The sequence below is a fragment of the Rhizobium sp. M1 genome, assembly GCF_002531805.1.
Lineage (GTDB): Bacteria > Pseudomonadota > Alphaproteobacteria > Rhizobiales > Rhizobiaceae > Rhizobium > Rhizobium etli_C.
In genome coordinates this window covers 67,643-87,263 of the sequence record NZ_NWSW01000017.1, presented here as the reverse complement: position 1 = coordinate 87,263, position 19,621 = coordinate 67,643, and the positions used below count along the sequence as shown (strand labels likewise).

Sequence of the window (19,621 nt, the reverse complement as noted above, 5' to 3'; positions counted from 1 at the left end):
ATGGCAGCCGGAAATCCATTTCCGGGGTTTAATCCTTAATGGCAAAAGCGGACTTTTACGAAACTCTGGGTGTAGCCAAGTCGGCGGACGAGAAAGAGCTGAAGAGCGCCTTCCGAAAGCTGGCGATGAAATACCATCCGGACAAGAATCCGGATGACAAGGACGCCGAACGGAAGTTCAAGGAAATCAACGAAGCCTACGAGATGCTCAAGGACCCGCAGAAGCGGGCGGCCTATGACCGTTATGGCCATGCGGCCTTCGAACATGGCGGCATGGGCGGCGGTGGCGGCGGCTTTGCCGGCGGTGGCTTCTCCGACATTTTCGAGGATATTTTCGGCGAGATGATGGGTGGCGGACGGGCGCGCCAGCGTTCGTCGGGTGGGCGCGAACGCGGCGCCGATCTTCGCTACAATATGGAAATCACGCTGGAAGAGGCCTTTTCCGGCAAGACGGCGCAGATCCGCGTGCCGACGTCGATCACCTGCGACGTCTGTTCGGGGTCGGGCGCCAAGCCCGGCACGCAGCCGAAGAACTGCGGCACCTGCCAGGGAACGGGGCGCGTGCGCGCCGCCCAGGGCTTCTTCTCGATCGAGCGGACCTGCCCGACCTGCCACGGCCGCGGCCAGATCATTCCCGATCCCTGCCAGAAGTGCCACGGCCAGGGCCGGGTAACCGAAGAACGTTCGCTCTCGGTCAATATCCCTGCCGGCATCGAGGACGGCACGCGCATCCGCCTGCAGGGCGAGGGCGAAGCCGGGGCCCGCGGCGGACCGGCGGGCGACCTCTATATTTTCCTGTCGGTGAAGCCGCATGAATTCTACCAGCGCGACGGAGCCGATCTCTATTGCGCCGTCCCGATCTCGATGACGACGGCGGCGCTCGGCGGAACCTTCGACGTGGCAACGCTCGACGGCACCAAATCGCGGGTGACCGTGCCGGAGGGCACGCAGGCCGGCAAACAGTTCCGCCTGAAGAGCAAGGGCATGCCGGTGCTGCGGTCGGCGCAGACGGGCGACCTCTACATCCAGATCCAGATCGAGACGCCGCAGAAGCTGACCAAGCGCCAGCGCGAGCTGCTGCAGGAATTCGAGCAGATTTCCTCCAAGGAGAACAATCCGGAATCGACGGGCTTCTTTGCTAGGATGAAGGAATTCTTCGAAAGCTGAGCCGCAACCGGAATTGCCGTATCGAAAGCCGGGGCACGGAAACGTCCCCGGCTTTTTCGTCATGACGACCCGTTTTGGCACATTCGCATGGCGCGCCGGGCAATTTGTACCGCATTGAGACGGCAGCGGGATGAAAGTCGAGTTGCGTTAACGCAGCCGGATAATGGCGCTTGCAAGTTTTCCAAATGAATTCAGTCTCTGTCGTCAGCGCATAACCCGGAGATCGGAGCAGGTTTTCGAAGGATCAGGCGCAGATTGGAATGATGGAGCGACCTTGGCCGTCCTTTCGGGCGCGGCGCTCTGTTCGGGGAATAACCAAAGCAAGAGTAACTGCCATGGCGCCAGCCTTCTCCTCTCAGCACGACGACGTCGACGTTCTCGCCGGCGCCATTTACACATGGTGCGCCGAGCGCAACATCAAGCTTCGCAGCCAACAGGGCCTTTCGATCGCCAGTATCGCGATCGACCTCTATCATGCCGGCCACCAGACGCAGGACGACCTGCTGACGGCGTTGCACGAGCGCGAATTTCACTGACGCTTTTTATCGAACGCGACGCGGCGCGTTTCGGCTCTCGCTGTTCTTGGGCTTGCCCGAAACGCGGAGCTTAAACAGATTGCAATGTCTGCGAGGAAGCCGATTTCCCGGCTCGACTCACGCGGCGGTTTCGGCAGCCTGCCCACTGCTTATGAGCGTGAGAATGGTTTTGACCGCTTCCTTGCCTGCCGGTGAATTCAGCTTGTCGTAACTCAGGGCAAGCGCATAGGCGTCAGGGCTGAGCTCGATGCGGCTGCCGAATTGCGGCATGTCGGCACCCTCGAAAAGAACCGAGATCTCGACATCGAGAAAAACCGCGATCTGGTGCAGTTTGCTGGCGGAAACGCGATTCGTCCCCTTTTCGTATTTCTGAATCTGCTGGAAGGTCAGTCCAAGGGCTTCACCAAGCTCGAGCTGGGAAACCCGGCGAAGGGCGCGAAGCTGTCTTATGTTGCGACCAACGATAATATCAACCGGATCTGGCACTTCGTCATTCTTTCATACGCAAACGGTTCGTTTACCATAGCGTTTCCGCCGCATAACTCAACCCGTTAGTTGCAAAATTCAACCGACTTTTTCTGGGCATTACGTTACGTCAGCGGCCCCGGAAGAATGGGCGGAGCCCCTAGTATCCAGGCGGTTTGAAATCCATGACGAGGGCTGTCAGCGGCCGAGGACGCGACACCGGATCGCTTCGATGCGGTTGTATTTTTTTGGGACATGCCGGATAAAACGTACCGTACAGTTCCTGAATCGGGGCTCATTTACGCGAGCATGCGGAAATACCGCCCGGGTATTTTACGCGTGACCCGTGGCGGCCGAGCCGCGAGCCTTGCTATCGACGCCGCTTCGGCATAGCTGTCAGGCTTCACAAACCCGGACACCCGATGCCGCACAAGGTTTCTCTTTCCCGTCTGAAGCTGACAGACTTCCGTAACTATGCGGCGGTGAGCCTCACCCTCGATGGCCGGCATGCCGTGCTGACGGGAAACAACGGCGCGGGCAAGACCAATCTCATGGAGGCGGTCTCGCTGCTTTCGCCGGGCCGGGGGCTTCGCCGCGCCGCCTATGGCGATATTACCCGCGTCGGCGCGACCGGCGGCTTTTCGATCTTTGCCGCGCTTGACGGCATGGAGGGCGAAGTCGAGATCGGCACCGGCATTGAAGCGGGGGAGGAGACGACCACCCGCAGGCTGCGGATCAACGGTACCGCGGCAAAAACCGCCGACGAACTGACAGACCATCTGCGTCTTCTCTGGCTGACACCGGCGATGGACGGGCTCTTTACCGGCGCCTCCTCCGACCGCCGACGCTTTCTCGACCGGCTGGTGCTGTCGCTCGATCCCGCCCATGGCCGCCGCGCCAGCGATTTCGAGCGCGCCATGCGCAGCCGCAACAAATTGCTGGACGAAGGCCGCTTCGATCCTTCTTGGCTCGCCGGCATCGAGGAGCAGATGGCAAGCCTCGGCATCGCCATGGCGCTCGCCCGACAGGAAATGCTCGGCCTGCTCACCCGGCTGATCGAGGAAAGGCCGGAGAATTCGCCCTTCCCTTCGGCATCGCTGCAGCTCTCGGGCTTCATGGACGGCCAGTTCTCTCGCCCTTCGGTCGATCTCGAGGACGAATATGCGGCGATGCTGGCGGAGAGCCGGTATCGGGACGCCGGCGCGGGGCGCACGCTGGAGGGGCCGCACCGAGCCGACCTCATCGTCCACCACCGCGAAAAGGCGATGGAGGCGGAGCGTTGCTCGACCGGCGAGCAGAAAGCGCTGCTCGTCGGCCTGGTGCTTGCGCATGCACGGCTCGTCGGCAATCTCACCGGCCATGCGCCGATCCTGCTGCTCGACGAGATCGCCGCCCATCTCGACGAGGGCCGCCGTGCCGCACTGTTCGATCTCATCGACGGGCTCGGCGGCCAGGCCTTCATGACGGGCACGGATCGGACAATGTTTTCAGCGCTCGCAGACCGGGCACAGTTCTTCACCGTTGCCGACGGAAAGGTGTTCGGATGAGGGAGGCGGCTTTTCCCGGCGTCGGCCGTCATGATAGCATCGCCGCCATGGAACCGCTCAGCCCCGACGAAATCGCCCGATATCACCGACACATCCTGCTCCCCGAGATCGGCGGCGCCGGCCAGCAGCGGCTGAAGGCCGCCCGCGTGCTGGTGATCGGCGCCGGCGGCCTTGGAGCGCCGATCCTGCAATATCTGGCCGCCGCCGGTATCGGCACGCTCGGTATCGTCGATGACGACCGGGTGTCGCTCTCCAACCTGCAGCGGCAGGTGATCCATGATTCCGGCACGATCGGCGAATTGAAAACCGAAAGTGCGGCGCTCGCCATTGCCCGGCTCAATCCGCATGTGCGGCTGATCCGCTTCGAGGAACGTTTTGGCGCGGAGACCGCCCAGCGGCAGCTCGCCGGCTTCGACCTGCTGATCGACGGTTCCGATAATTTCGACACGCGTTATGCCGCCGCCGACGCCGCCGAGGCGGCGCAGATTGCGCTTGTCACCGGCGCGGTCGGGCGTTTCGACGGTTCGCTGACGGTGCTCAAGCCCTATGAGACCGGCGAAGACGGAACACCCAATCCCAGATATCGCGACTTGTTTCCGGAAGCGCCGCCGGCGGGCTTGATCCCCTCCTGCGCCGAAGCCGGAATCATCGGCGCGCTCACCGGCGTCATCGGCACGATGATGGCGATGGAGGCGATCAAGCTGATCACCGGCGCCGGCGAACCGCTGATCGGACGTCTGCTGCTCTACGACGCGCTCTCGGCCCGGTTCGACACGATACGCTATAAACGCCGCCGGGAAAGGCAAGGACAGACCCTATGACAATCATCCGCCTGGATCAGAACTTCACGCGCTGGGACGAACTGCTGGCGCTCATCCTCGCTGCCTTCGCCTCGATGAACGGCAGGATCGACCCGCCCTCTTCGGCGCTCAAGCTGACGACGGAGTCGTTGGCCGAAAAAGCCGGAACCGAGATCGGTCATGTCGCCATCGAAGACGAAAAGCTGATCGGCTGCCTGTTCCTGCGGCCGGAGGCCGACTGTCTCTATGTCGGCAAGCTCGCCGTTCTCCCGGAGGCGCAAGGCAGGGGGCTCGGCAAGCGGCTGCTGGCAACCGCCGAGGCGACGGCGGCAGCGCTTGGCCTTGCCGCTTTGCGGCTGGAGACGCGCATCGAGCTCACCGAAAATCATGCCGTCTTTGGCGCCTGGGGTTTTTCGAGAACCGCCGAGAAGGCACATCCGGGCTTTGCCAGAACGACCTTCGTCGAGATGCGGAAGATGCTTGCGGCTCAGGCCCGCATCGTCTGAACCGGATCAACGCCCGGGCAGCACCCGGTTCGGCGGCCTGTGGCCGTCGATGAAGGTGCGGATATTGATGATCACCTTGTCGCCCATATCGATGCGGCCTTCGATCGTCGCCGAGCTCATATGCGGCAGCAGCACGACCTTGCCCTCGTTGGCGAGCTTGACGAGCTTCGGGTTGACGGCCGGTTCGTTCTCGAAGACGTCGAGGCCGGCGCCGGCGATCTTGCCCTCTCTCAGGCTTTTGATCAGCGCGCTTTCGTCGACCACGTCACCGCGGGCGGTGTTGACGAGATAGGCGGTCGGCTGCAGCAGCGCCAGGCGACGGGCTGAAATCAGATGGAAGGTTGCCGGCGTCGACGGGCAATTGACCGAGACGATGTCGACGCGGGCGAGCATCTGGTCGAGGCTTTCCCAATAGGTCGCCTCCAACTCGTCCTCGACGGCCGGATTGACGCGCTTGCGGTTGTGGTAGTGGATCGAAAGGCCGAAAGCCTTGGCGCGGCGCGCGACCGCCGTGCCGATGCGCCCCATGCCGACGATGCCGATGCGCTTGCCGTGAATGCGCCGGCCGAGCATCCAGGTAGGAGACCAGCCGGCCCACTCGCCCGGCTTGTCGGTCAGCACCCGCGCCCCTTCGCCGAGCCGTCTCGGCACCGCGAGAATGAGCGCCATCGTCATGTCGGCGGTGTCCTCGGTCAGGACGTTCGGCGTGTTGGTGACGGTGATGCCCTTGCGCGCCGCCGCCTCGACGTCGATATGGTCGGTGCCGTTGGAGAAGCTTGCAATCAGCTTCATCTGCGGGCCGGCCGCCTCGATCAGCGCCGCGTCGATGCGATCGGTGACGGTCGGCACCAGCACGTCGGCGGTCCGGACAGCGGCCATGAGCTCGGGCACGGAGCGCGGCGCGTCGTCGATGTTCAGCTCGGCATCGAAGAGTTCCCGCATTCGGGTTTCGACGGCATCCGGCAGCTTGCGGGTGATGTAGACCTTCGGTTTTTTCTTCGCTGTCATGGCTGCCTGCGGTGCCTTGTTCAGAGGTCTTTAACCAAGAGGGGTGATAATTTTCCCGTTCCGGGCAATTTCTACCAGACCCGCACGCGAAGACAAACAAAACTCGTGGTGCAGCCGGGGAATGTCACAGCCCGGACCGCGTGCAGGCGGGCCTGCCCGTGAATTCGAGCAAACGGATGCCTCCATGCGCAGCAAAGTCCTGAAGTCCTGCCTCGCCCTCGCGATCGCTCTGGCGGCATCGCTCGGCCCCGTCGAATTTGCCCATGCGCAGGCGGCCAAGGGACCGAGCGGCCTGCCATTGCCGCGTTTTGTCACGCTGAAATCCAAGCGTGTCAACCTGCGCATCGGCCCGGGAACCGATTACGCGGTTTCGTGGATGTATCTGAAATCCGGCCTGCCGGTGGAGATCATCCAGGAATACGACAACTGGCGCCGCATCCGTGATGCCGACGGCACCGAAGGCTGGGTCAATCAGTCGCTGCTCTCCGGCCAGCGTGCGGCGATCGCCGCACCCTGGATGAAGACGAAGGGCAAGGGCATCTTCGTCAATCTGCGCCGCGAGGCGCAGCCCTCCGCCTCGATCATCGCCAAGCTGGAACCCGGCGTGATGCTGGCGATCGGCGAATGCAACGGCGACTGGTGCCGCGCCGAAACCGACGGCGCCACCGGCTGGGTGGCGCAGTCGGAAATCTGGGGCGCCTATCCCGGCGAAGCCTTCAAATAAGCCCTGCCTGCTTGGCGGCCTCGTTGAGCGAGGTCATCGGGCGCGGGCCGATCTGCTGGATGACGATGCCGGCAGCGAGGCAGCCGAGCTTGCCGCAATCTTCCAGGGACCGTCCCTGCGTATAGCCGTAGAGGAAGCCGGAGGCAAAAAGGTCGCCGGCGCCCGTCGTGTCCACAACTTCCCTGATCCGGATCGCATCGACGTAATAACGCTCGCGGCCCTTCAGGATGACGGCGCCATTCTCACTCATCGTCACGGCGGCGATCTTGCAGTCCGCGGCAATCCTGTTCAGCGCCTCTTCGAAGTCTTCGGTCTGGTAAAGCGACAGCGCTTCCTGGCGATTGGCGAAGACGATATCGACCGTGCCGGAGCGCATCAGATCGAGGAATTCGCCGCGATAACGGTCGACGCAGAAACTGTCGGACAGCGTCATCGACATTTCGCGGCCGTTTTCATGGGCGATGCGGGCGCAGTCGCGAATAGCCTCCTTGGCGCGCGGCGGATCCCAGAGATAACCTTCGAAATAGGTGACCTTGGCGTCGGCAACGACATCGGCCTCGACGTCTTCAGGGCCAAGTTCGACGCAGGCGCCGAGATAGGTATTCATCGAACGTTCGCCGTCTTCGGTGACGAAGATCATCGACCGCGCCGTCGGCGGGAAGGTGCCCTTGGGACGGGTCTGATAGTGGACGCCCTGGGCGCGAATGTCATGGGTGAAAATGTCGCCGAGCTGATCTGCGGCGACATTGCCGAAATAGGCAGCCTTGCCGCCGAGATTGGCAACGCCGGCCGCCGTATTGCCGGCGCTGCCGCCGGAGGCTTCGAGTGCCGGCCCCATGCGCGAATACAGAAGTTCGGCGCGCTCGGCATCGATGAGGTTCATCGCCGCCTTGGTGATCTTGTTATCAATGAGGAACTGGTCGTCGCAGCGGGCAATGATATCCACGATCGCGTTGCCGACTGTCAGAACATCGAATCTTGTCATGAAATGGGGAGTCCCGGATTTGTGATAGCCGGGGTTCGGTCTTAGCGAAATTTCCGCGGTTTGGAAGGATAAATGGTGAATGGCGTCTCTATTCTTCGCAAAAGTGCCGCTTATTCGTCATGTCCCTGTCATTTTCGAGACCTACAAATGCTTGCAAGAAGACCGGCATGAGCAGCTTTCAGTTGCAGCCGGACGACGAGGGATGATCCCTTCGATCTTACCGGCGCGGTGCTGACCACGGATGAACTGGCAGCCTCGCGATCCGGATATCCGGCAAGGCCGGAGCGGAAAAGCGGGCCATGCCCGCTTTTTTTGCGTTCGGATGCAGCCCCTCCGCGGCCGGGCGCCGATTGCGTTTTCAACGCAAGCCTTTTGCTGCTAGACCTCGGATACTCCCTCCCCGCAGAGCATCCTTCCTTATGTCAGCCATCATTCTCGACGTCCTTCCCATCTTCATCCTGATCCTCATCGGCTGGGTAATCGTTCGCAGCGGCTTGATGGCATCGAATGTCGGCGACGCGCTCAGTGAGTTCGTCTTCAAGATCGCCGTGCCGCTATTGCTCTTCCGCACCATCGCCGAGGCGGATTTCCATGGCGCCTCGCCCTTCCGGCTCTGGATCGTCTATTTCTCCGGCGTCGCCATCACCTGGACGGCCGGCCATATCGCCGCCACGCGCCTCTTTAATCGCGACGAACGGATCGGCGTGCTGGCCGGCGTTTCCTCGGCCTTCGCCAACAACGTCTTCATCGGACTGCCGCTCGTCCAGCGGACCGTCGGCGACGAAGGGCTGGTGGCGTTGTCGATCCTGCTTGCCGTGCATTTGCCTGTCATGATGGTCGCCGGCACGGTGTTGATGGAGCACGCTGAACGAAAGATCGCCGGCAAAAGCGACCGCAGCATGGTCTTTGTGCTTCGCCAGATCGCCATCAATCTCATCCGCAATCCGCTGGTGATCGGCCTTGCGGCCGGCATGGCCGTGCATCTTTCCGGCCTCACCATGCCGACTGCGGTGGCATCGGTCGTCGGCCAGATCGCCGGCATAGCCGGCCCGGCGGCGCTGATCTCGCTCGGCATGGCGCTGGAGAGATACGGCGTCTCCGGCAATCTCGGCATCGCCAGCGTTACCTCGAGCCTCAAGCTGCTGCTGCTGCCCGGCTGCGTCTGGACAGCGAGCCGTCTCCTCGGTCTCAGCCCGGAATGGACGGCGGCGATCGTGCTGACCTCCTCCGTGCCGACAGGCATCAATGCCTGGCTGATCGCCAATCGTTTCGGCGTCGGCCACAGCCTCGCCGCCTCGACGATCTCGGTGACAACAGCGCTCGGCGCCATCACCGTTTCGCTCTGGGCTTATTTCCTCGGCGCCTGAACCTGCGCCATCAACAACAAAAGCCCGGCTTGCGGCCGGGCTTCGATTGTCATGCGATGGCGCTTCGCCTTACTGCGTCGCGGTTTTCGGATCCGGCAGCGGCACCGGCGAATCGGCGAGCGTGTGCAGGTAGAGGATGACGTTGGCGCGCTCCTGATCCTTCGCCAGGCCCGCGAATCCCATCGCGGTGCCGGGGACGTCCTTCTTCGGCGCCAGCAGGAACTTGTTGAGGTTCTCGAAGGTCCACTTCTCGCTGCTGCCCTTGGAAAAATCCTTCATGGGGGCGGAATAGGCGAAGCCTTCATGCGAGGCGATCGGGCGATCTACGACACCAAAGAGGTTAGGACCGACCTTGTTCGGCCCCCCTTTGGTGGCGTCATGACAGGCCTGACACTTCTTGAAGGCCGTTTCACCGGCCTTGGCATCTGCAGAAGCGAGCAATTGCGCGATCGGAACGGCAGCGGCGGGCGCGGCTTCACCGCCGGCGGCGGGCGCCTCTTCGGCAACGATCGCGAAACCTTCCTTTTCCGGCGCTTCGGAATGGAAGATCCCCTCGGACGCGATGGAGACCGACATCAGAACGAAAATCGTTCCGAGCAGCGCCCCCACGGCCGTATTGACGTATGAATTCATCTGCAATGCTCCCCTTGCAGCCGGCAGACCAGAACCGGACCATCTTGAAATCGCGCGGAACCTATGTCTTTTGACTGATCGTTGCAACTGTCTAAATGGTCTTATGCGTGAGACTTTTTGACACTTTTCAGCCCGGAATAGAAGGCCCGAACCATGAGTGATTCAAATTTAGACGAGGTGCTGGTATTGATCCCGGCACGCATGGCCTCCACCCGGCTTCCGGGCAAGCCGCTCGCCGATATTTGCGGACTGCCGATGATCGTGCAGGTGGCGATGCGCGCCAAAGAGGCAGCCATCGGCCGCGTGGTCGTCGCGGTCGACGACCAACAGGTGTTCGATGCCGTTTCTGCCGCCGGCTTCGACGTCGTCATGACCAGCAGTGACCATCAATCGGGTTCCGACCGGATCTTCGAAGCGCTGACCAAGGTCGATCCGGACGGGAAAGCGAAAATCATCGTCAACGTCCAGGGCGACCTGCCGACGATCGATGCGGAAACCGTGCGCGCGGCTCTGCGCCCGCTCGAGAACGAGGTGGTCGATATCGGCACGCTGACGACCGAAATCGACGATGAGGACGACAAGACAGCGGCGCATATCGTCAAGATCGTCGGTTCGCCCGTCTCCGACACCCGTCTGCACGCCCTCTACTTTACGCGCGCGACAGCACCTTACGGCAAGGGGCCGCTTTATCACCATATCGGCCTTTATGCCTATCGGCGTGCGGCGCTGGAGCGATTTGTCTCGCTCGGCCCGTCGACGCTCGAAAAGCGCGAATCGCTGGAGCAGCTGCGGGCGCTGGAGGCCGGCATGCGCATCGACGTGGAGATCGTTGACACGGTTCCGCTCGGTGTCGATACTCCCGCCGACCTTGAAAAAGCGCGGCGCATCCTCTCCGCCAGAACAGGATGATTTTAGGCTCGGTTGGCCTAAAAACTGAATCCTGTTCTCAATTAAAGAGTTAGAGCATGATGTCGTCCGAAAACCGCTCACACTTTTCGGCATCATGCTCTAAGTCGAACTGACGGAACCATCATGAACATCAAGACCAACAGGATCGCCTTCCAGGGCGAGTTCGGCGCCAATTCCGACATGGCCAGCCGCGACATGTTTCCGACCATGGAACCGCTGCCGTGCCAGACGTTCGAGGATGCGTTCACCGCGGTCGACAACGGCGACGCCGATATCGCCATGATCCCGATCGAAAACACCATTGCCGGCCGCGTTGCCGATATCCATCACCTGCTGCCGGAATCGCGGCTGCACATCATCGGCGAATATTTCATGCCGATCCGCTTCCAGCTGATGGTGCTGCCCGGAGTGACCAAGGACGAGATCCGCACGGTGCACAGCCATATCCATGCGCTCGGCCAGTGCCGCAAGATCGTGCGCGCCCATGGCTGGAAGCCTGTCATCGCCGGCGATACGGCAGGGGCGGCAAAGCTCGTCAAGGAAACCGGCGACCGCTCGATGGCCGCGCTGGCGCCGCGCCTTGCCGCCGATCTCTACGGGCTCGAGATCGTCGCCGAAAATGTCGAGGATACGGAAAACAACGTCACCCGCTTCGTCGTGCTCTCGCGTGACGAGGAATGGGCGCAGCGCAATTCGGCGGAAGAAAAGGTCGTCACCACCTTCGTCTTCAATGTCCGCAACATTCCGGCCGCGCTCTACAAGGCGCTCGGCGGCTTTGCCACCAACAACATCAACATGACGAAACTGGAAAGCTACCAGCTCGGCGGAAAATTCGTGGCGACGCAGTTCTACGCCGATATCGAAGGCCATCCGAACGATCCGAACGTTCGCCGGGCCTTGGAGGAACTGCGGTTCTTCTCCGAGAAGGTGCGCATCCTCGGCGTCTACAAGGGGCATGCGATGCGAGGCCTGCTCTAAGCAGGCCCCGTCCATTCAGGCTATTACTTATCCGGCTCACAGACGCGCAGCCGATGCCCGTCCGGATCGAGGACGACGAAGGTCGGGCCAAAATCCAGCTCCGTCAGTTCCTGGGCGATCGGCAGGCCGCGCTGGCGCCAGTCCTCATACTGCCTGGCGACGGCATTTTCCCCCGCCACCATGAAGGCCACTTCGCCCCGGTTGCCGATGGCGGAGGGCTGCGGCTCGACCTTGCTGCGCCGCCAGAGGCCGAGCGTGAAACCGCCGTCGAGCGGAAAGGCGACGAAATTCGGCGCTTCCACGGCCGGTTCGCGGTTCAGGAGGTTGCGGTAGAAGCTGGCGCTTTCGCCGGGGTCCTTGACGTAGAGGATAATCAGATTGGGGCTGGTCATTTCGGTTCTCCCTTGGTGTGACATGCTGGATGAGCGCCTGCTGCCAATCTATGTCAGCAGGATGCAGCGGGCGTTGCCGAAGCAACGCCCGGTTTCGTCGGGCGGAATGTCGATGATGAAGCGGATTAGAGCGGGAAGCGGTCTTCGTGGCGTGGGTTGCGCCCGTCCATGAAGCCGAGGTCGCGCTTCATGTAATCAGGTGTCGCCTCAACGTCGAGTTTGGGGCGGCTTCCCCCGGGGATCCGGAAAAGGCCGATGGCGAATTGCAGCAGGCCGAAGCGGGTCGACTGCCGGGCATCGGCGAAGGTTTCGGCCGAAATAATATCGGCAAAGCTATTGGTGGCGAAGCGGTCGCCGGCCTGCTGAATGATTGGAGGCGTTACCATGATCAGTACTCCTTCCCTAGTGGATTGAGACTGATCATAACGCCAACTGCTGACAGTTTATGGCAGCAGCGATCACCTCTCGATCGGCACGTCCTGCGTCTCGCGCCACTCCTTGAGAAGCACGGTGCGGCGGCGCGGATAACGCACCTCATGCAGTGCCATGTCGATGATGCGATCGGTGCGGAAATGGCGAAAATCCTGGCGCAGCTCGCACCAGGCCATGAGGACGCGCACGTGCTCGAAATAGCCGAGCGCGAAAGGCCAGACGCGGCGGCGCGAGATCCGGCCCTGTTCGTCGCCGTAATGCAGCTCGAGAATACGCTCCAGGCGGATCGCCCTGCGGATGGCCGAGACATCCGCGCTATCCTCATCGCGGCGTTTGGGGCCGACGAAGAGAGCGGCCGAATCGATCATTTCACGCAAATCGGCCGGCAGTACGGCGGCGATCTTGGCCAGCGCATCGGCGCCGGCGCCGGCAAGGCGCGGCTCGGCGGCGCGGGCCACCCAACGCGAGCCGAGCACCAGTGCCTCCAGCTCTTCCTCGGAAAACATCATCGGCGGCAGCATGAAACCCGGCTTCAGCACATAACCGATGCCGGCTTCGCCTTCGATCATCGCGCCCTGGGCCTGCAGGCTGGCGATATCGCGATAGAGTGTGCGCAGGCTGACGCCGGTCTCCTGAGCGAGCACGGTGCCGGTCACCGGCCTGCGATAACGCCGAAGCGTCTGGAGCAGCGTCAGGAGCCGTTCCGAACGGGCGACCGGCATGGCACTAGCGCTTCCACTCCACCCAGTCGCGCATCAGGCGGTGGGCGATCGCCCCTTTCGGCGGCGAGGCTTTGCCGTTGGCGCCTGGGCGCTCCAGCATCTCGAGCGTTTCCTCGCGGGTGAACCAGCGGCAATCCTCGAGCTCCGTCTCATCGCGCTTGATCTCGGTGGATTTCGCCTCCGCGTAACAGCCGATCATCAGCGAATGCGGCATCGGCCAGGGCTGCGAGGCGTGATAGCGGATACGGCCGGTGCGGATGCCTGACTCTTCCAGCGTTTCGCGGCGCACGGCGTTCTCGATGGTCTCGCCCGGCTCGACGAAGCCGGCAAGACAGGAATACATGCCGGGCGCAAAATGCGGGCTGCGGCCGAGCAGGCAGAGGTCGCGGCTCTCGTCGATCGTCAGCATGATGACGACGGGGTCGGTGCGGGGAAAGATCATGTGCTCGCAGACGGCGCAGACACGCTTGTAACCGCCGATATGGATCTCCATCGCCGAGCCGCAGCGGCCGCAGAAGCGGTTGTCGCCGTTCCAGCGGATGAGGCTGGCGGCCTGGGCGAATTCGCCGAGCAGCACCTCATCGATCAGCATTTCGCGAAACAGCGTGCGGCCGTCGGCAGGCTTGTACTGGCTGGCAAGGTCGTCGACATCGACGCCGACGGGCACGGCAAGGCGCGGTTCGCCTGATTTGCGGTAGCCGAGAAGCACCGTCTCGTCCCAATTCGGCCGAAGCTCCTGCAGTTCGTAGCGGGCAAAAAGCGGATCGAGCACCTGGCCGTCATGCTTCAGCACCAGCTTGTCGTTGGCGAAGGCGAAGATATGCGTGCCTTCCCTCGCCAACGCCTTTTCGACGGAGTGTTCGTCGCGATGTTCGGAATCGCGATTGAGGTCGTTGCCGGCAAAGGCCGTGAGATTGCTGGGTTCCGGATGCGGCACATCTGAATCAAAAAGCGAATGGCTCATGATGAAAGGGCTTCCCGCAGCTTCGCTGTCAATTCGTCTCTCTTTCCGTCCTCGTAGGGCTCTGCCCGCCCGAAGCCCCAGACGGGGCCTGGCCAGTTGGCATCGCCTTCGAAGCGGGCAATGACATGAACATGAAGCTGGCGGACGATGTTGCCAAGAGCCCCGACATTGATTTTTGTCGCGCCGGTGATCTCTTTGAGCGCCTTGGCGGTGAGCTCCGTCTCGAAGGCGAGCAGCACCTGGTCGAGCGGCGTCAGCTCAAAGATTTCGGTGATATCGGCCCGGCGCGGCACGAGAATGAGCCACGGCCAGCGGGCATCCCTCGACAATCTCAGATCACAGAGGCCGGTGACCATGACGCTGGTGCTGTCGTTTTCCAGCCGGGGGTCGAGTCTAAAGCCGTTCAAGGGCATTCCTCCTGTCTTTTCCAACGACTAGCAGTTTTTTATCATGTTGGCTTGCTTTTGATGACGATATTGCCGATATGTGCATCCGGGAGGTTGGTGGTGGACGAGCCACTCGCCAACCGGGTCAGGTCCGGAAGGAAGCAGCCCTAACGAGCCCGGCACGGGTCATCGTGCCAGCCTCCCACCTTCTCTTTACGAAGTGCCCGGCATCCGGGCGACAAGCAGGGCGATGAGCGACACCGAGCGACAATCAAAAGATGCCGCCTCGACGGGCACCGGATACCGGGTGCTGGCTCGCAAATACCGCCCCAAGGATTTCACGGACCTGATGGTCGGCCAGGAGCCGATGGTCCGCACGCTCACCAACGCCTTCGAGACCGGCCGCATCGCGCAGGCCTATATGCTGACCGGCGTGCGCGGCGTCGGCAAGACGACGACGGCGCGCATCCTGGCGCGGGCGCTGAACTACAAGACGGCAGAGATCGACAAGCCGACGATCGACCTCCGCACGCCCGGCGAACATTGCCAGGCGATCATGGAAGGCCGGCATGTCGACGTGATCGAAATGGATGCCGCCTCCCATACCGGTATCGACGATATAAGAGAGATCATCGAACAGGTGCGCTACCGGCCGGTTTCGGCGCGCTATAAAGTCTACATCATCGACGAAGTGCACATGCTGTCGACACAGGCCTTCAACGGTCTGCTCAAGACGCTGGAAGAGCCGCCGGAACATGTGAAATTCATCTTCGCCACCACCGAGATCCGCAAGGTGCCGATCACCGTGCTGTCGCGCTGCCAGCGTTTCGACCTGCGCCGCATCAGCGCCTCGGACCTCGTCGGGCTGTTTACGACGATTGCTGCCAAGGAAGGTATCGAGGCGGAAGCGGACGCGCTGGCGATGATCGCGCGCGCTGCCGAAGGCTCGGCGCGCGACGGCCTGTCGCTGCTCGATCAGGCGATCGCCCATGGCGCCGGCGCCGTGCAGGCCGAAGCGGTGCGTGGGATGCTCGGCCTTGCCGACCGCGCCCGGATCGTCGATCTCTTCCAGCATATCGTCAAAGGCGATGTCGCCGGCGCCCTCGGCGAATTCCAGAGCCAGTACGAGGCCGGCGCCAATCCTGTCGTGGTGCTGACCGATCTTGCCGATTTCACCCATCTGGTGACGCGGCTGAAATATGTGCCGGATGCGGCAAACGATCCTTCGCTCAGCGAAATCGAGCGTACCAAGGCGGCGGAACTGGCCAAGGGTGTGGCGGTGACGACGCTGTCGCGCATCTGGCAGATGCTGCTGAAGGGTATTCCCGAAACCGAAGGCTCGTCGCGCACGGCAGGGGCGGCCGAAATGGTGCTGATCCGGCTGGCGCATGCCGCACATCTGCCGGCGCCCGAGGATGCGGCGCGGCGGCTTGCCGAATTTTCCGGCGACGGTGCCGGCTCGCGCCCCTCCTCCCCGCCTTCAGGCGGTGGCGGCGGCAACGGAACACGGGTTCCCTATCAGAGCAGCGTTGCGGCGCGGGCGCCGGAGCCGACACCGCGGCCTCAGCCCTCAGGGCCGACCGCGATGCTGCGCGCCGTGCCCAATCCGGAACCGCAGACAATCGGCCGCGTCGAGACGAAGCCGGCTGAAGCGCCGAAGCCGCTGGTATCGGTCAATACGATCGGCGATATCGTCGACCTCGCGGCCGAAAAGCGGGACGTCAAGCTGAAGGCGCTGGTGCGCAACTTCGTGCGGCCTGTGCGCATCGAGCCCGGCCGGCTGGACGTGAACCTCACCGAGGGCGCGCCGGGCACGCTGCTGAACGAGCTCGCCGTCAAACTCAAGGAATGGACCGGCATCCACTGGATCGTCAGCACCAGCCGCGAAGAGGGCGGGCCGACGATGGTGGAGGCGGAAGCCAAGGCGCAGCAACAGCGCGTCAGCGACGCCCGCCAGGACCCCGATGTCGCCGCCATTCTTGCGCAGTTTCCGGGCGCCAAGATCATCGACGTGCGCGTCAGGGCGCCGACGCCGGAGGAGGAAGCGGAAGAGGCGACACCGCCTGCCGCCGCCGAATCCGAAGACGGTGACATCCTGCCCGGCGACGACATAGAATTCTAAGGTTTCAAGAAGGAGCGAGACGATGCGCGACATCATGGGCATGATGGGCAAAGTCAAGGAAATGCAGGCCAAGATGGAGCAGATGCAGGCGGAGATCGCCGAGCTCTCGGCCGAAGGCAAGGCGGGCGGCGGCCTCGTCACCGTCGTCATGTCAGGCAAGGGTGAGCTGAAGAGCCTGAAGATCGACCCGTCTTTGTTCAAGGAGGACGATGTCGAGATCCTCGAGGACCTGATCGTCGCCGCCCACAAGGACGCCAAGGACAAGGCCGAAGCGCTCGCCGCCGAAAAGACCAAGGCGCTCACCGCCGGCCTGCCGATCCCGCCCGGCTTCAAGCTGCCGTTCTGATAGCCGGCGATTCGATCTCCATTTCACCGCTGTGGCGATGGGCGATGTGACAATCGCGTTCGCGATGCACAGGTGAAATTGGCGCCTAACGCTGTGTTTCCAACATCGCTCGCAGCCTGTAGTGAATAGGGGCAGCGAGATATCGCGCCCGGTCCGCCTCGGAAAGCCGTCGGCCGAAAGTTTCCATCAACTCCGGCATTGTGACTTTGTCGCCGGCAAATGACTGATGCTCGACCGGCAATCCGGCTTCGGCGATGCCGCCGCGGATGACGCGGCAATAGATGCCGGGGCGGGCGGCATCGGTATAGCGCTTGACGAATTTCGGATCGGCCATCCTGGCGGCGAAGGTGGCGCAGGGGATGCGGCATGCTGTGACTTCGAGGACGAGATCGCCTGATATGAAGCGATCGCCGACGGAAACGTCGCGATTGTCGAGGCCCGACATCACCATGTTTTCGCCGAAGGTGCCGGGGGCATAGGGCCTGCCAAGTTGCTGCGCCCACCAGTCGAGCGTCAGCGATCCTTCGATATAGACCGCCTGATCGACGCCGCCATGGTGTTTGCGGTTGCAGATGGCGTCGCCGACCAGCCCTTCGACATCGATCATCACGGCGCCGTTGACGACGTGTTTGAAAATGCCGGTCTTGTAGCTCTTGCCGGGCAGCCTTTCTGCATTGCCTCTACACAGCGCCAGGATTTTCATGAGACGGCCGATCCTTCCGCGATTCCGTTTTCGTTGCATATCAGCTAAGAACGGCGCATGGCAAAACGAGTCACCGGCCCCGAAATCGAAAAACTCATCCAGCTTCTGGCGAAGGTGCCGGGCCTCGGGCCGCGCTCGGCGCGCCGGGCGGCACTGCATCTGATCAAGAAGAAGGACCAGTTGCTCGGACCGCTGTCGAATGCGATGGGCGAGGCCTATGACAAGGTGAAGATCTGCTCGCGCTGCGGCAACGTCGATACCGTCGATCCCTGCACGGTCTGCACCGATGCGCAGCGCGACCAATCCGTCATCATCGTCGTCGAGGACGTCTCCGACCTCTGGGCGCTGGAGCGGGCCGGCGCGATGAACGCCGCCTATCACGTGCTCGGCGGCACGCTGTCGCCGCTCGACGGGATCGGGCCCGACGATCTCAATATTCGCGGGCTGATCGACCGGATCGGCGAAGGCGGCATCCGCGAGCTGATCATCGCCGTCAACGCCACCGTCGAAGGGCAGACGACGGCACATTACATCACCGACCAGCTGCAGGGGCTCGACGTGAAGATCACGCGGCTGGCGCATGGCGTGCCTGTCGGCGGCGAGCTCGACTATCTCGACGAGGGCACGCTGGCGGCGGCGCTGCGGGCAAGGACGGTGATATGAGGGGTTTGTATATGGCGCACCGCACCCTGCGGATACTCGCATTGGCGATAATGACCGCCCTACTTCCGCTCCCCTCCTTCGCAGCCCCATCGAAAGCCGATGTCGAGACCCAGTTCAAAAGCTGGGTGCAGAAGGACCTCTGGCCGCAGGCCAAGGCGGGCGGCATTTCCGAGAAGACCTTCAAGGCCGCGTTCTCGGGCGTCGCGCTGAACTGGAACCTGCCGGATCTCGCGCCGCCCGGTTTCCCGCCACCTAAGGAGCAGAAGCAGACGCAGGCGGAATTTTCCTCGCCTAGCCCCTATTTCAACGAGGATCATCTGAAGAGGCTCGCCGCAACCGGGCGCGGCTTTGCCGCACAATATGGCTCGACGCTGAAACGGATCGAGAAGACCTATGGCGTGCCGGGCTCGATCGTGCTCGCCATCTGGGGCCGGGAGACGGGCTTCGGCGCGGCGAAGATCCCGAATTCGGCGGTCGAGGTGCTGGCGACCAAGGCCTTCATGTCGACCCGCAAGGACATGTTCCGCACCGAGCTGATGGCGGCGCTGCATATTCTCGACGGCGGCGACGTGACGCCCGCCGATTTCAAGAGCTCGTGGGCCGGCGCGCTCGGCCAGCCGCAATTCATGCCGACGAGCTATCTGAAATATGCGGTGGATTTCGACGGCGACGGTCACCGCAATATCTGGACCTCCGTGCCGGATACGCTTGCCTCGATTGCCAATTACCTGGTCAAAAAAGGCTGGCAGCGTGATCGTGACTGGGGCTTCGAGGTCTCGATACCGGAGGCGGTTTCCTGCGCGCAGGAGGGTCCAGACCTCGCGAAGCCGCTTTCGCATTGGGCCTCGCTCGGCATCGACCGCATCTCCGGCAGGAACTTCCCCGCAAGCGAGATGAAGGCGGAGGGCATGATGCTCGTGCCGGCCGGCCGCGACGGGCCTGAATTCATCGTCACCCCGAATTTCTACATCATCAAGGAATACAACAACTCCGATCTCTACGCGCTCTATATCGGCAATCTCGCCGACCGGATCGGGTCCAACGGCGGCGCCTTTGAGGGCCGGTGGGGCGATGTCGGCAAGATGCTGCGCTCGGATGTCGCCGCCATGCAGAAGGCGCTGGAGCGGCAGGGCTATGACGTCGGCGGTTCCGACGGGCTGCCGGGCTACAAGACACGGCGGTCGATCGGCCAATGGCAGGCGAAGAACGGCATGAAGCCGACCTGCTTTCCCGAGGCCACGATGAAAGGCAAGCTGAAGTAGCCGTT

General features: G+C 62.6%; 23 protein-coding genes and 1 other RNA gene. 14 read left to right on the top strand and 10 right to left on the bottom strand.

What is annotated here, in order from left to right; translation table 11 throughout:
• Positions 1-38 precede the first annotated feature (38 nt).
• Positions 39-1,166 carry a molecular chaperone DnaJ gene (gene dnaJ / locus CO655_RS17930; protein ID WP_097608093.1) on the top strand — a complete coding sequence of 376 codons (1,128 nt, stop codon included), beginning with the start codon at positions 39-41 and terminating at the stop codon, positions 1,164-1,166.
• Positions 1,167-1,501: 335 nt separating this feature from the next.
• Complete coding sequence (locus tag CO655_RS17925) at positions 1,502-1,702, top strand: hypothetical protein (protein WP_004672628.1); 201 nt, start codon at positions 1,502-1,504, stop codon at positions 1,700-1,702.
• A gap of 117 nt (positions 1,703-1,819) precedes the next feature.
• On the opposite strand, the gene CO655_RS17920 is transcribed toward CO655_RS17925, so the two are convergent.
• Positions 1,820-2,188, bottom strand: a complete 369-nt coding sequence (locus CO655_RS17920) for a helix-turn-helix transcriptional regulator (RefSeq protein ID WP_097608092.1) — start codon at positions 2,186-2,188, stop codon at positions 1,820-1,822.
• Positions 2,189-2,589: 401 nt separating this feature from the next.
• Between CO655_RS17920 and recF the strand changes: the two genes are divergently transcribed.
• Genes recF through CO655_RS17905 form a run of 3 tightly spaced genes read left to right on the top strand, consistent with a single transcriptional unit; the run spans position 2,590 to position 5,020 of the window.
• Complete coding sequence (gene recF, locus CO655_RS17915; RefSeq protein WP_097665718.1) at positions 2,590-3,714, top strand: DNA replication/repair protein RecF; 1,125 nt, start codon at positions 2,590-2,592, stop codon at positions 3,712-3,714.
• Entirely contained in the window at positions 3,711-4,535 is an 825-nt protein-coding gene (locus CO655_RS17910) for a molybdopterin-synthase adenylyltransferase MoeB (RefSeq protein ID WP_097665716.1), read from the top strand. Before recF ends, CO655_RS17910 begins: the two co-directional genes overlap by 4 nt.
• Complete coding sequence (locus CO655_RS17905; RefSeq protein WP_097665714.1) at positions 4,532-5,020, top strand: GNAT family N-acetyltransferase; 489 nt, start codon at positions 4,532-4,534, stop codon at positions 5,018-5,020. The genes CO655_RS17910 and CO655_RS17905 overlap by 4 nt, the downstream gene beginning before the upstream one ends.
• A gap of 6 nt (positions 5,021-5,026) precedes the next feature.
• On the opposite strand, the gene CO655_RS17900 is transcribed toward CO655_RS17905, so the two are convergent.
• Complete coding sequence (locus CO655_RS17900; RefSeq protein ID WP_010033669.1) at positions 5,027-6,028, bottom strand: D-glycerate dehydrogenase; 1,002 nt, start codon at positions 6,026-6,028, stop codon at positions 5,027-5,029.
• Between the two features lie 184 nt (positions 6,029-6,212).
• Between CO655_RS17900 and CO655_RS17895 the strand changes: the two genes are divergently transcribed.
• Positions 6,213-6,752 carry an SH3 domain-containing protein gene (locus tag CO655_RS17895; protein ID WP_097608154.1) on the top strand — a complete coding sequence of 180 codons (540 nt, stop codon included), beginning with the start codon at positions 6,213-6,215 and terminating at the stop codon, positions 6,750-6,752.
• On the opposite strand, the gene CO655_RS17890 is transcribed toward CO655_RS17895, so the two are convergent.
• Positions 6,745-7,737, bottom strand: a complete 993-nt coding sequence (locus CO655_RS17890) for an adenosine kinase (protein ID WP_064681582.1) — start codon at positions 7,735-7,737, stop codon at positions 6,745-6,747. The two genes, CO655_RS17895 and CO655_RS17890, sit on opposite strands and share 8 nt — an antisense overlap.
• A gap of 419 nt (positions 7,738-8,156) precedes the next feature.
• Between CO655_RS17890 and CO655_RS17885 the strand changes: the two genes are divergently transcribed.
• Positions 8,157-9,104, top strand: a complete 948-nt coding sequence (locus tag CO655_RS17885) for an AEC family transporter (protein ID WP_010034523.1) — start codon at positions 8,157-8,159, stop codon at positions 9,102-9,104.
• A 69-nt stretch (positions 9,105-9,173) separates the two neighbouring features.
• On the opposite strand, the gene CO655_RS17880 is transcribed toward CO655_RS17885, so the two are convergent.
• Positions 9,174-9,737, bottom strand: coding sequence for a cytochrome c family protein (locus CO655_RS17880; RefSeq protein ID WP_010034507.1), 564 nt, complete (start codon positions 9,735-9,737; stop codon positions 9,174-9,176).
• 153 nt (positions 9,738-9,890) lie between these two features.
• Between CO655_RS17880 and CO655_RS17875 the strand changes: the two genes are divergently transcribed.
• Positions 9,891-10,646 (top strand): 3-deoxy-manno-octulosonate cytidylyltransferase, encoded by a 756-nt coding sequence (locus tag CO655_RS17875; RefSeq protein WP_010034506.1) that lies wholly within the window; start codon positions 9,891-9,893, stop codon positions 10,644-10,646.
• A 123-nt stretch (positions 10,647-10,769) separates the two neighbouring features.
• Complete coding sequence (locus CO655_RS17870; protein ID WP_004672645.1) at positions 10,770-11,624, top strand: prephenate dehydratase; 855 nt, start codon at positions 10,770-10,772, stop codon at positions 11,622-11,624.
• A 23-nt stretch (positions 11,625-11,647) separates the two neighbouring features.
• Here CO655_RS17870 and CO655_RS17865 read toward each other — a convergent pair whose 3' ends face one another.
• The 5 genes from CO655_RS17865 to CO655_RS17845 form a co-directional block, all read right to left on the bottom strand.
• Positions 11,648-12,016 (bottom strand): VOC family protein, encoded by a 369-nt coding sequence (locus CO655_RS17865; protein WP_039617221.1) that lies wholly within the window; start codon positions 12,014-12,016, stop codon positions 11,648-11,650.
• A gap of 125 nt (positions 12,017-12,141) precedes the next feature.
• The gene (locus CO655_RS17860; RefSeq protein ID WP_010034501.1) at positions 12,142-12,402 is read right to left on the bottom strand and encodes a hypothetical protein; all 261 of its coding nucleotides are present in this window, start codon (positions 12,400-12,402) and stop codon (positions 12,142-12,144) included.
• A gap of 72 nt (positions 12,403-12,474) precedes the next feature.
• Entirely contained in the window at positions 12,475-13,170 is a 696-nt protein-coding gene (locus CO655_RS17855) for a YafY family protein (protein WP_097608088.1), read from the bottom strand.
• 4 nt (positions 13,171-13,174) lie between these two features.
• The gene (gene nudC, locus CO655_RS17850) at positions 13,175-14,134 is read right to left on the bottom strand and encodes an NAD(+) diphosphatase (protein WP_097608087.1); all 960 of its coding nucleotides are present in this window, start codon (positions 14,132-14,134) and stop codon (positions 13,175-13,177) included.
• Complete coding sequence (locus tag CO655_RS17845; RefSeq protein WP_097608153.1) at positions 14,131-14,541, bottom strand: HIT family protein; 411 nt, start codon at positions 14,539-14,541, stop codon at positions 14,131-14,133. Before CO655_RS17845 ends, nudC begins: the two co-directional genes overlap by 4 nt.
• Positions 14,542-14,629: 88 nt before the next feature.
• On the opposite strand from CO655_RS17845, the gene ffs reads away from it, so the two are divergent.
• From ffs to CO655_RS17830, 3 genes are all read left to right on the top strand, one after another.
• Positions 14,630-14,726: signal recognition particle sRNA small type (gene ffs / locus CO655_RS17840), an RNA gene on the top strand.
• Between the two features lie 44 nt (positions 14,727-14,770).
• Entirely contained in the window at positions 14,771-16,642 is a 1,872-nt protein-coding gene (locus CO655_RS17835) for a DNA polymerase III subunit gamma/tau (RefSeq protein WP_097608086.1), read from the top strand.
• A 22-nt stretch (positions 16,643-16,664) separates the two neighbouring features.
• Entirely contained in the window at positions 16,665-16,988 is a 324-nt protein-coding gene (locus CO655_RS17830; protein ID WP_064681590.1) for a YbaB/EbfC family nucleoid-associated protein, read from the top strand.
• An 85-nt stretch (positions 16,989-17,073) separates the two neighbouring features.
• On the opposite strand, the gene CO655_RS17825 is transcribed toward CO655_RS17830, so the two are convergent.
• Positions 17,074-17,691 carry an MOSC domain-containing protein gene (locus CO655_RS17825; RefSeq protein WP_170965046.1) on the bottom strand — a complete coding sequence of 206 codons (618 nt, stop codon included), beginning with the start codon at positions 17,689-17,691 and terminating at the stop codon, positions 17,074-17,076.
• A gap of 57 nt (positions 17,692-17,748) precedes the next feature.
• Here CO655_RS17825 and recR point away from each other — a divergent pair, with 57 nt between their 5' ends.
• Both recR and CO655_RS17815 read left to right on the top strand, forming a co-directional pair.
• Positions 17,749-18,354, top strand: a complete 606-nt coding sequence (gene recR, locus CO655_RS17820; RefSeq protein WP_004676724.1) for a recombination mediator RecR — start codon at positions 17,749-17,751, stop codon at positions 18,352-18,354.
• Between the two features lie 11 nt (positions 18,355-18,365).
• The gene (locus CO655_RS17815) at positions 18,366-19,616 is read left to right on the top strand and encodes a lytic murein transglycosylase (RefSeq protein ID WP_176539274.1); all 1,251 of its coding nucleotides are present in this window, start codon (positions 18,366-18,368) and stop codon (positions 19,614-19,616) included.
• Positions 19,617-19,621 lie beyond the last annotated feature (5 nt).

Bases quoted from the DNA above. Each gene is read 5' to 3' on its own strand.
- recF (WP_097665718.1), top strand. From the start codon at position 2,590: ATGCCGCACAAGGTTTCTCTTTCCCGTCTGAAGCTGACAGACTTCCGT.
- CO655_RS17870 (WP_004672645.1), top strand. From the start codon at position 10,770: ATGAACATCAAGACCAACAGGATCGCCTTCCAGGGCGAGTTCGGCGCC.
- CO655_RS17830 (WP_064681590.1), top strand. From the start codon at position 16,665: ATGCGCGACATCATGGGCATGATGGGCAAAGTCAAGGAAATGCAGGCC.
- CO655_RS17925 (WP_004672628.1), top strand. From the start codon at position 1,502: ATGGCGCCAGCCTTCTCCTCTCAGCACGACGACGTCGACGTTCTCGCC.
- CO655_RS17900 (WP_010033669.1), bottom strand. From the start codon at position 6,028: ATGACAGCGAAGAAAAAACCGAAGGTCTACATCACCCGCAAGCTGCCG.
- CO655_RS17860 (WP_010034501.1), bottom strand. From the start codon at position 12,402: ATGGTAACGCCTCCAATCATTCAGCAGGCCGGCGACCGCTTCGCCACC.
- recR (WP_004676724.1), top strand. From the start codon at position 17,749: ATGGCAAAACGAGTCACCGGCCCCGAAATCGAAAAACTCATCCAGCTT.
- CO655_RS17825 (WP_170965046.1), bottom strand. From the start codon at position 17,691: ATGAAAATCCTGGCGCTGTGTAGAGGCAATGCAGAAAGGCTGCCCGGC.
- CO655_RS17885 (WP_010034523.1), top strand. From the start codon at position 8,157: ATGTCAGCCATCATTCTCGACGTCCTTCCCATCTTCATCCTGATCCTC.
- CO655_RS17815 (WP_176539274.1), top strand. From the start codon at position 18,366: ATGGCGCACCGCACCCTGCGGATACTCGCATTGGCGATAATGACCGCC.
- dnaJ (WP_097608093.1), top strand. From the start codon at position 39: ATGGCAAAAGCGGACTTTTACGAAACTCTGGGTGTAGCCAAGTCGGCG.
- CO655_RS17865 (WP_039617221.1), bottom strand. From the start codon at position 12,016: ATGACCAGCCCCAATCTGATTATCCTCTACGTCAAGGACCCCGGCGAA.
- CO655_RS17905 (WP_097665714.1), top strand. From the start codon at position 4,532: ATGACAATCATCCGCCTGGATCAGAACTTCACGCGCTGGGACGAACTG.
- CO655_RS17895 (WP_097608154.1), top strand. From the start codon at position 6,213: ATGCGCAGCAAAGTCCTGAAGTCCTGCCTCGCCCTCGCGATCGCTCTG.
- CO655_RS17875 (WP_010034506.1), top strand. From the start codon at position 9,891: ATGAGTGATTCAAATTTAGACGAGGTGCTGGTATTGATCCCGGCACGC.
- CO655_RS17910 (WP_097665716.1), top strand. From the start codon at position 3,711: ATGAGGGAGGCGGCTTTTCCCGGCGTCGGCCGTCATGATAGCATCGCC.
- CO655_RS17890 (WP_064681582.1), bottom strand. From the start codon at position 7,737: ATGACAAGATTCGATGTTCTGACAGTCGGCAACGCGATCGTGGATATC.
- nudC (WP_097608087.1), bottom strand. From the start codon at position 14,134: ATGAGCCATTCGCTTTTTGATTCAGATGTGCCGCATCCGGAACCCAGC.
- CO655_RS17855 (WP_097608088.1), bottom strand. From the start codon at position 13,170: ATGCCGGTCGCCCGTTCGGAACGGCTCCTGACGCTGCTCCAGACGCTT.
- CO655_RS17880 (WP_010034507.1), bottom strand. From the start codon at position 9,737: ATGAATTCATACGTCAATACGGCCGTGGGGGCGCTGCTCGGAACGATT.
- CO655_RS17835 (WP_097608086.1), top strand. From the start codon at position 14,771: ATGAGCGACACCGAGCGACAATCAAAAGATGCCGCCTCGACGGGCACC.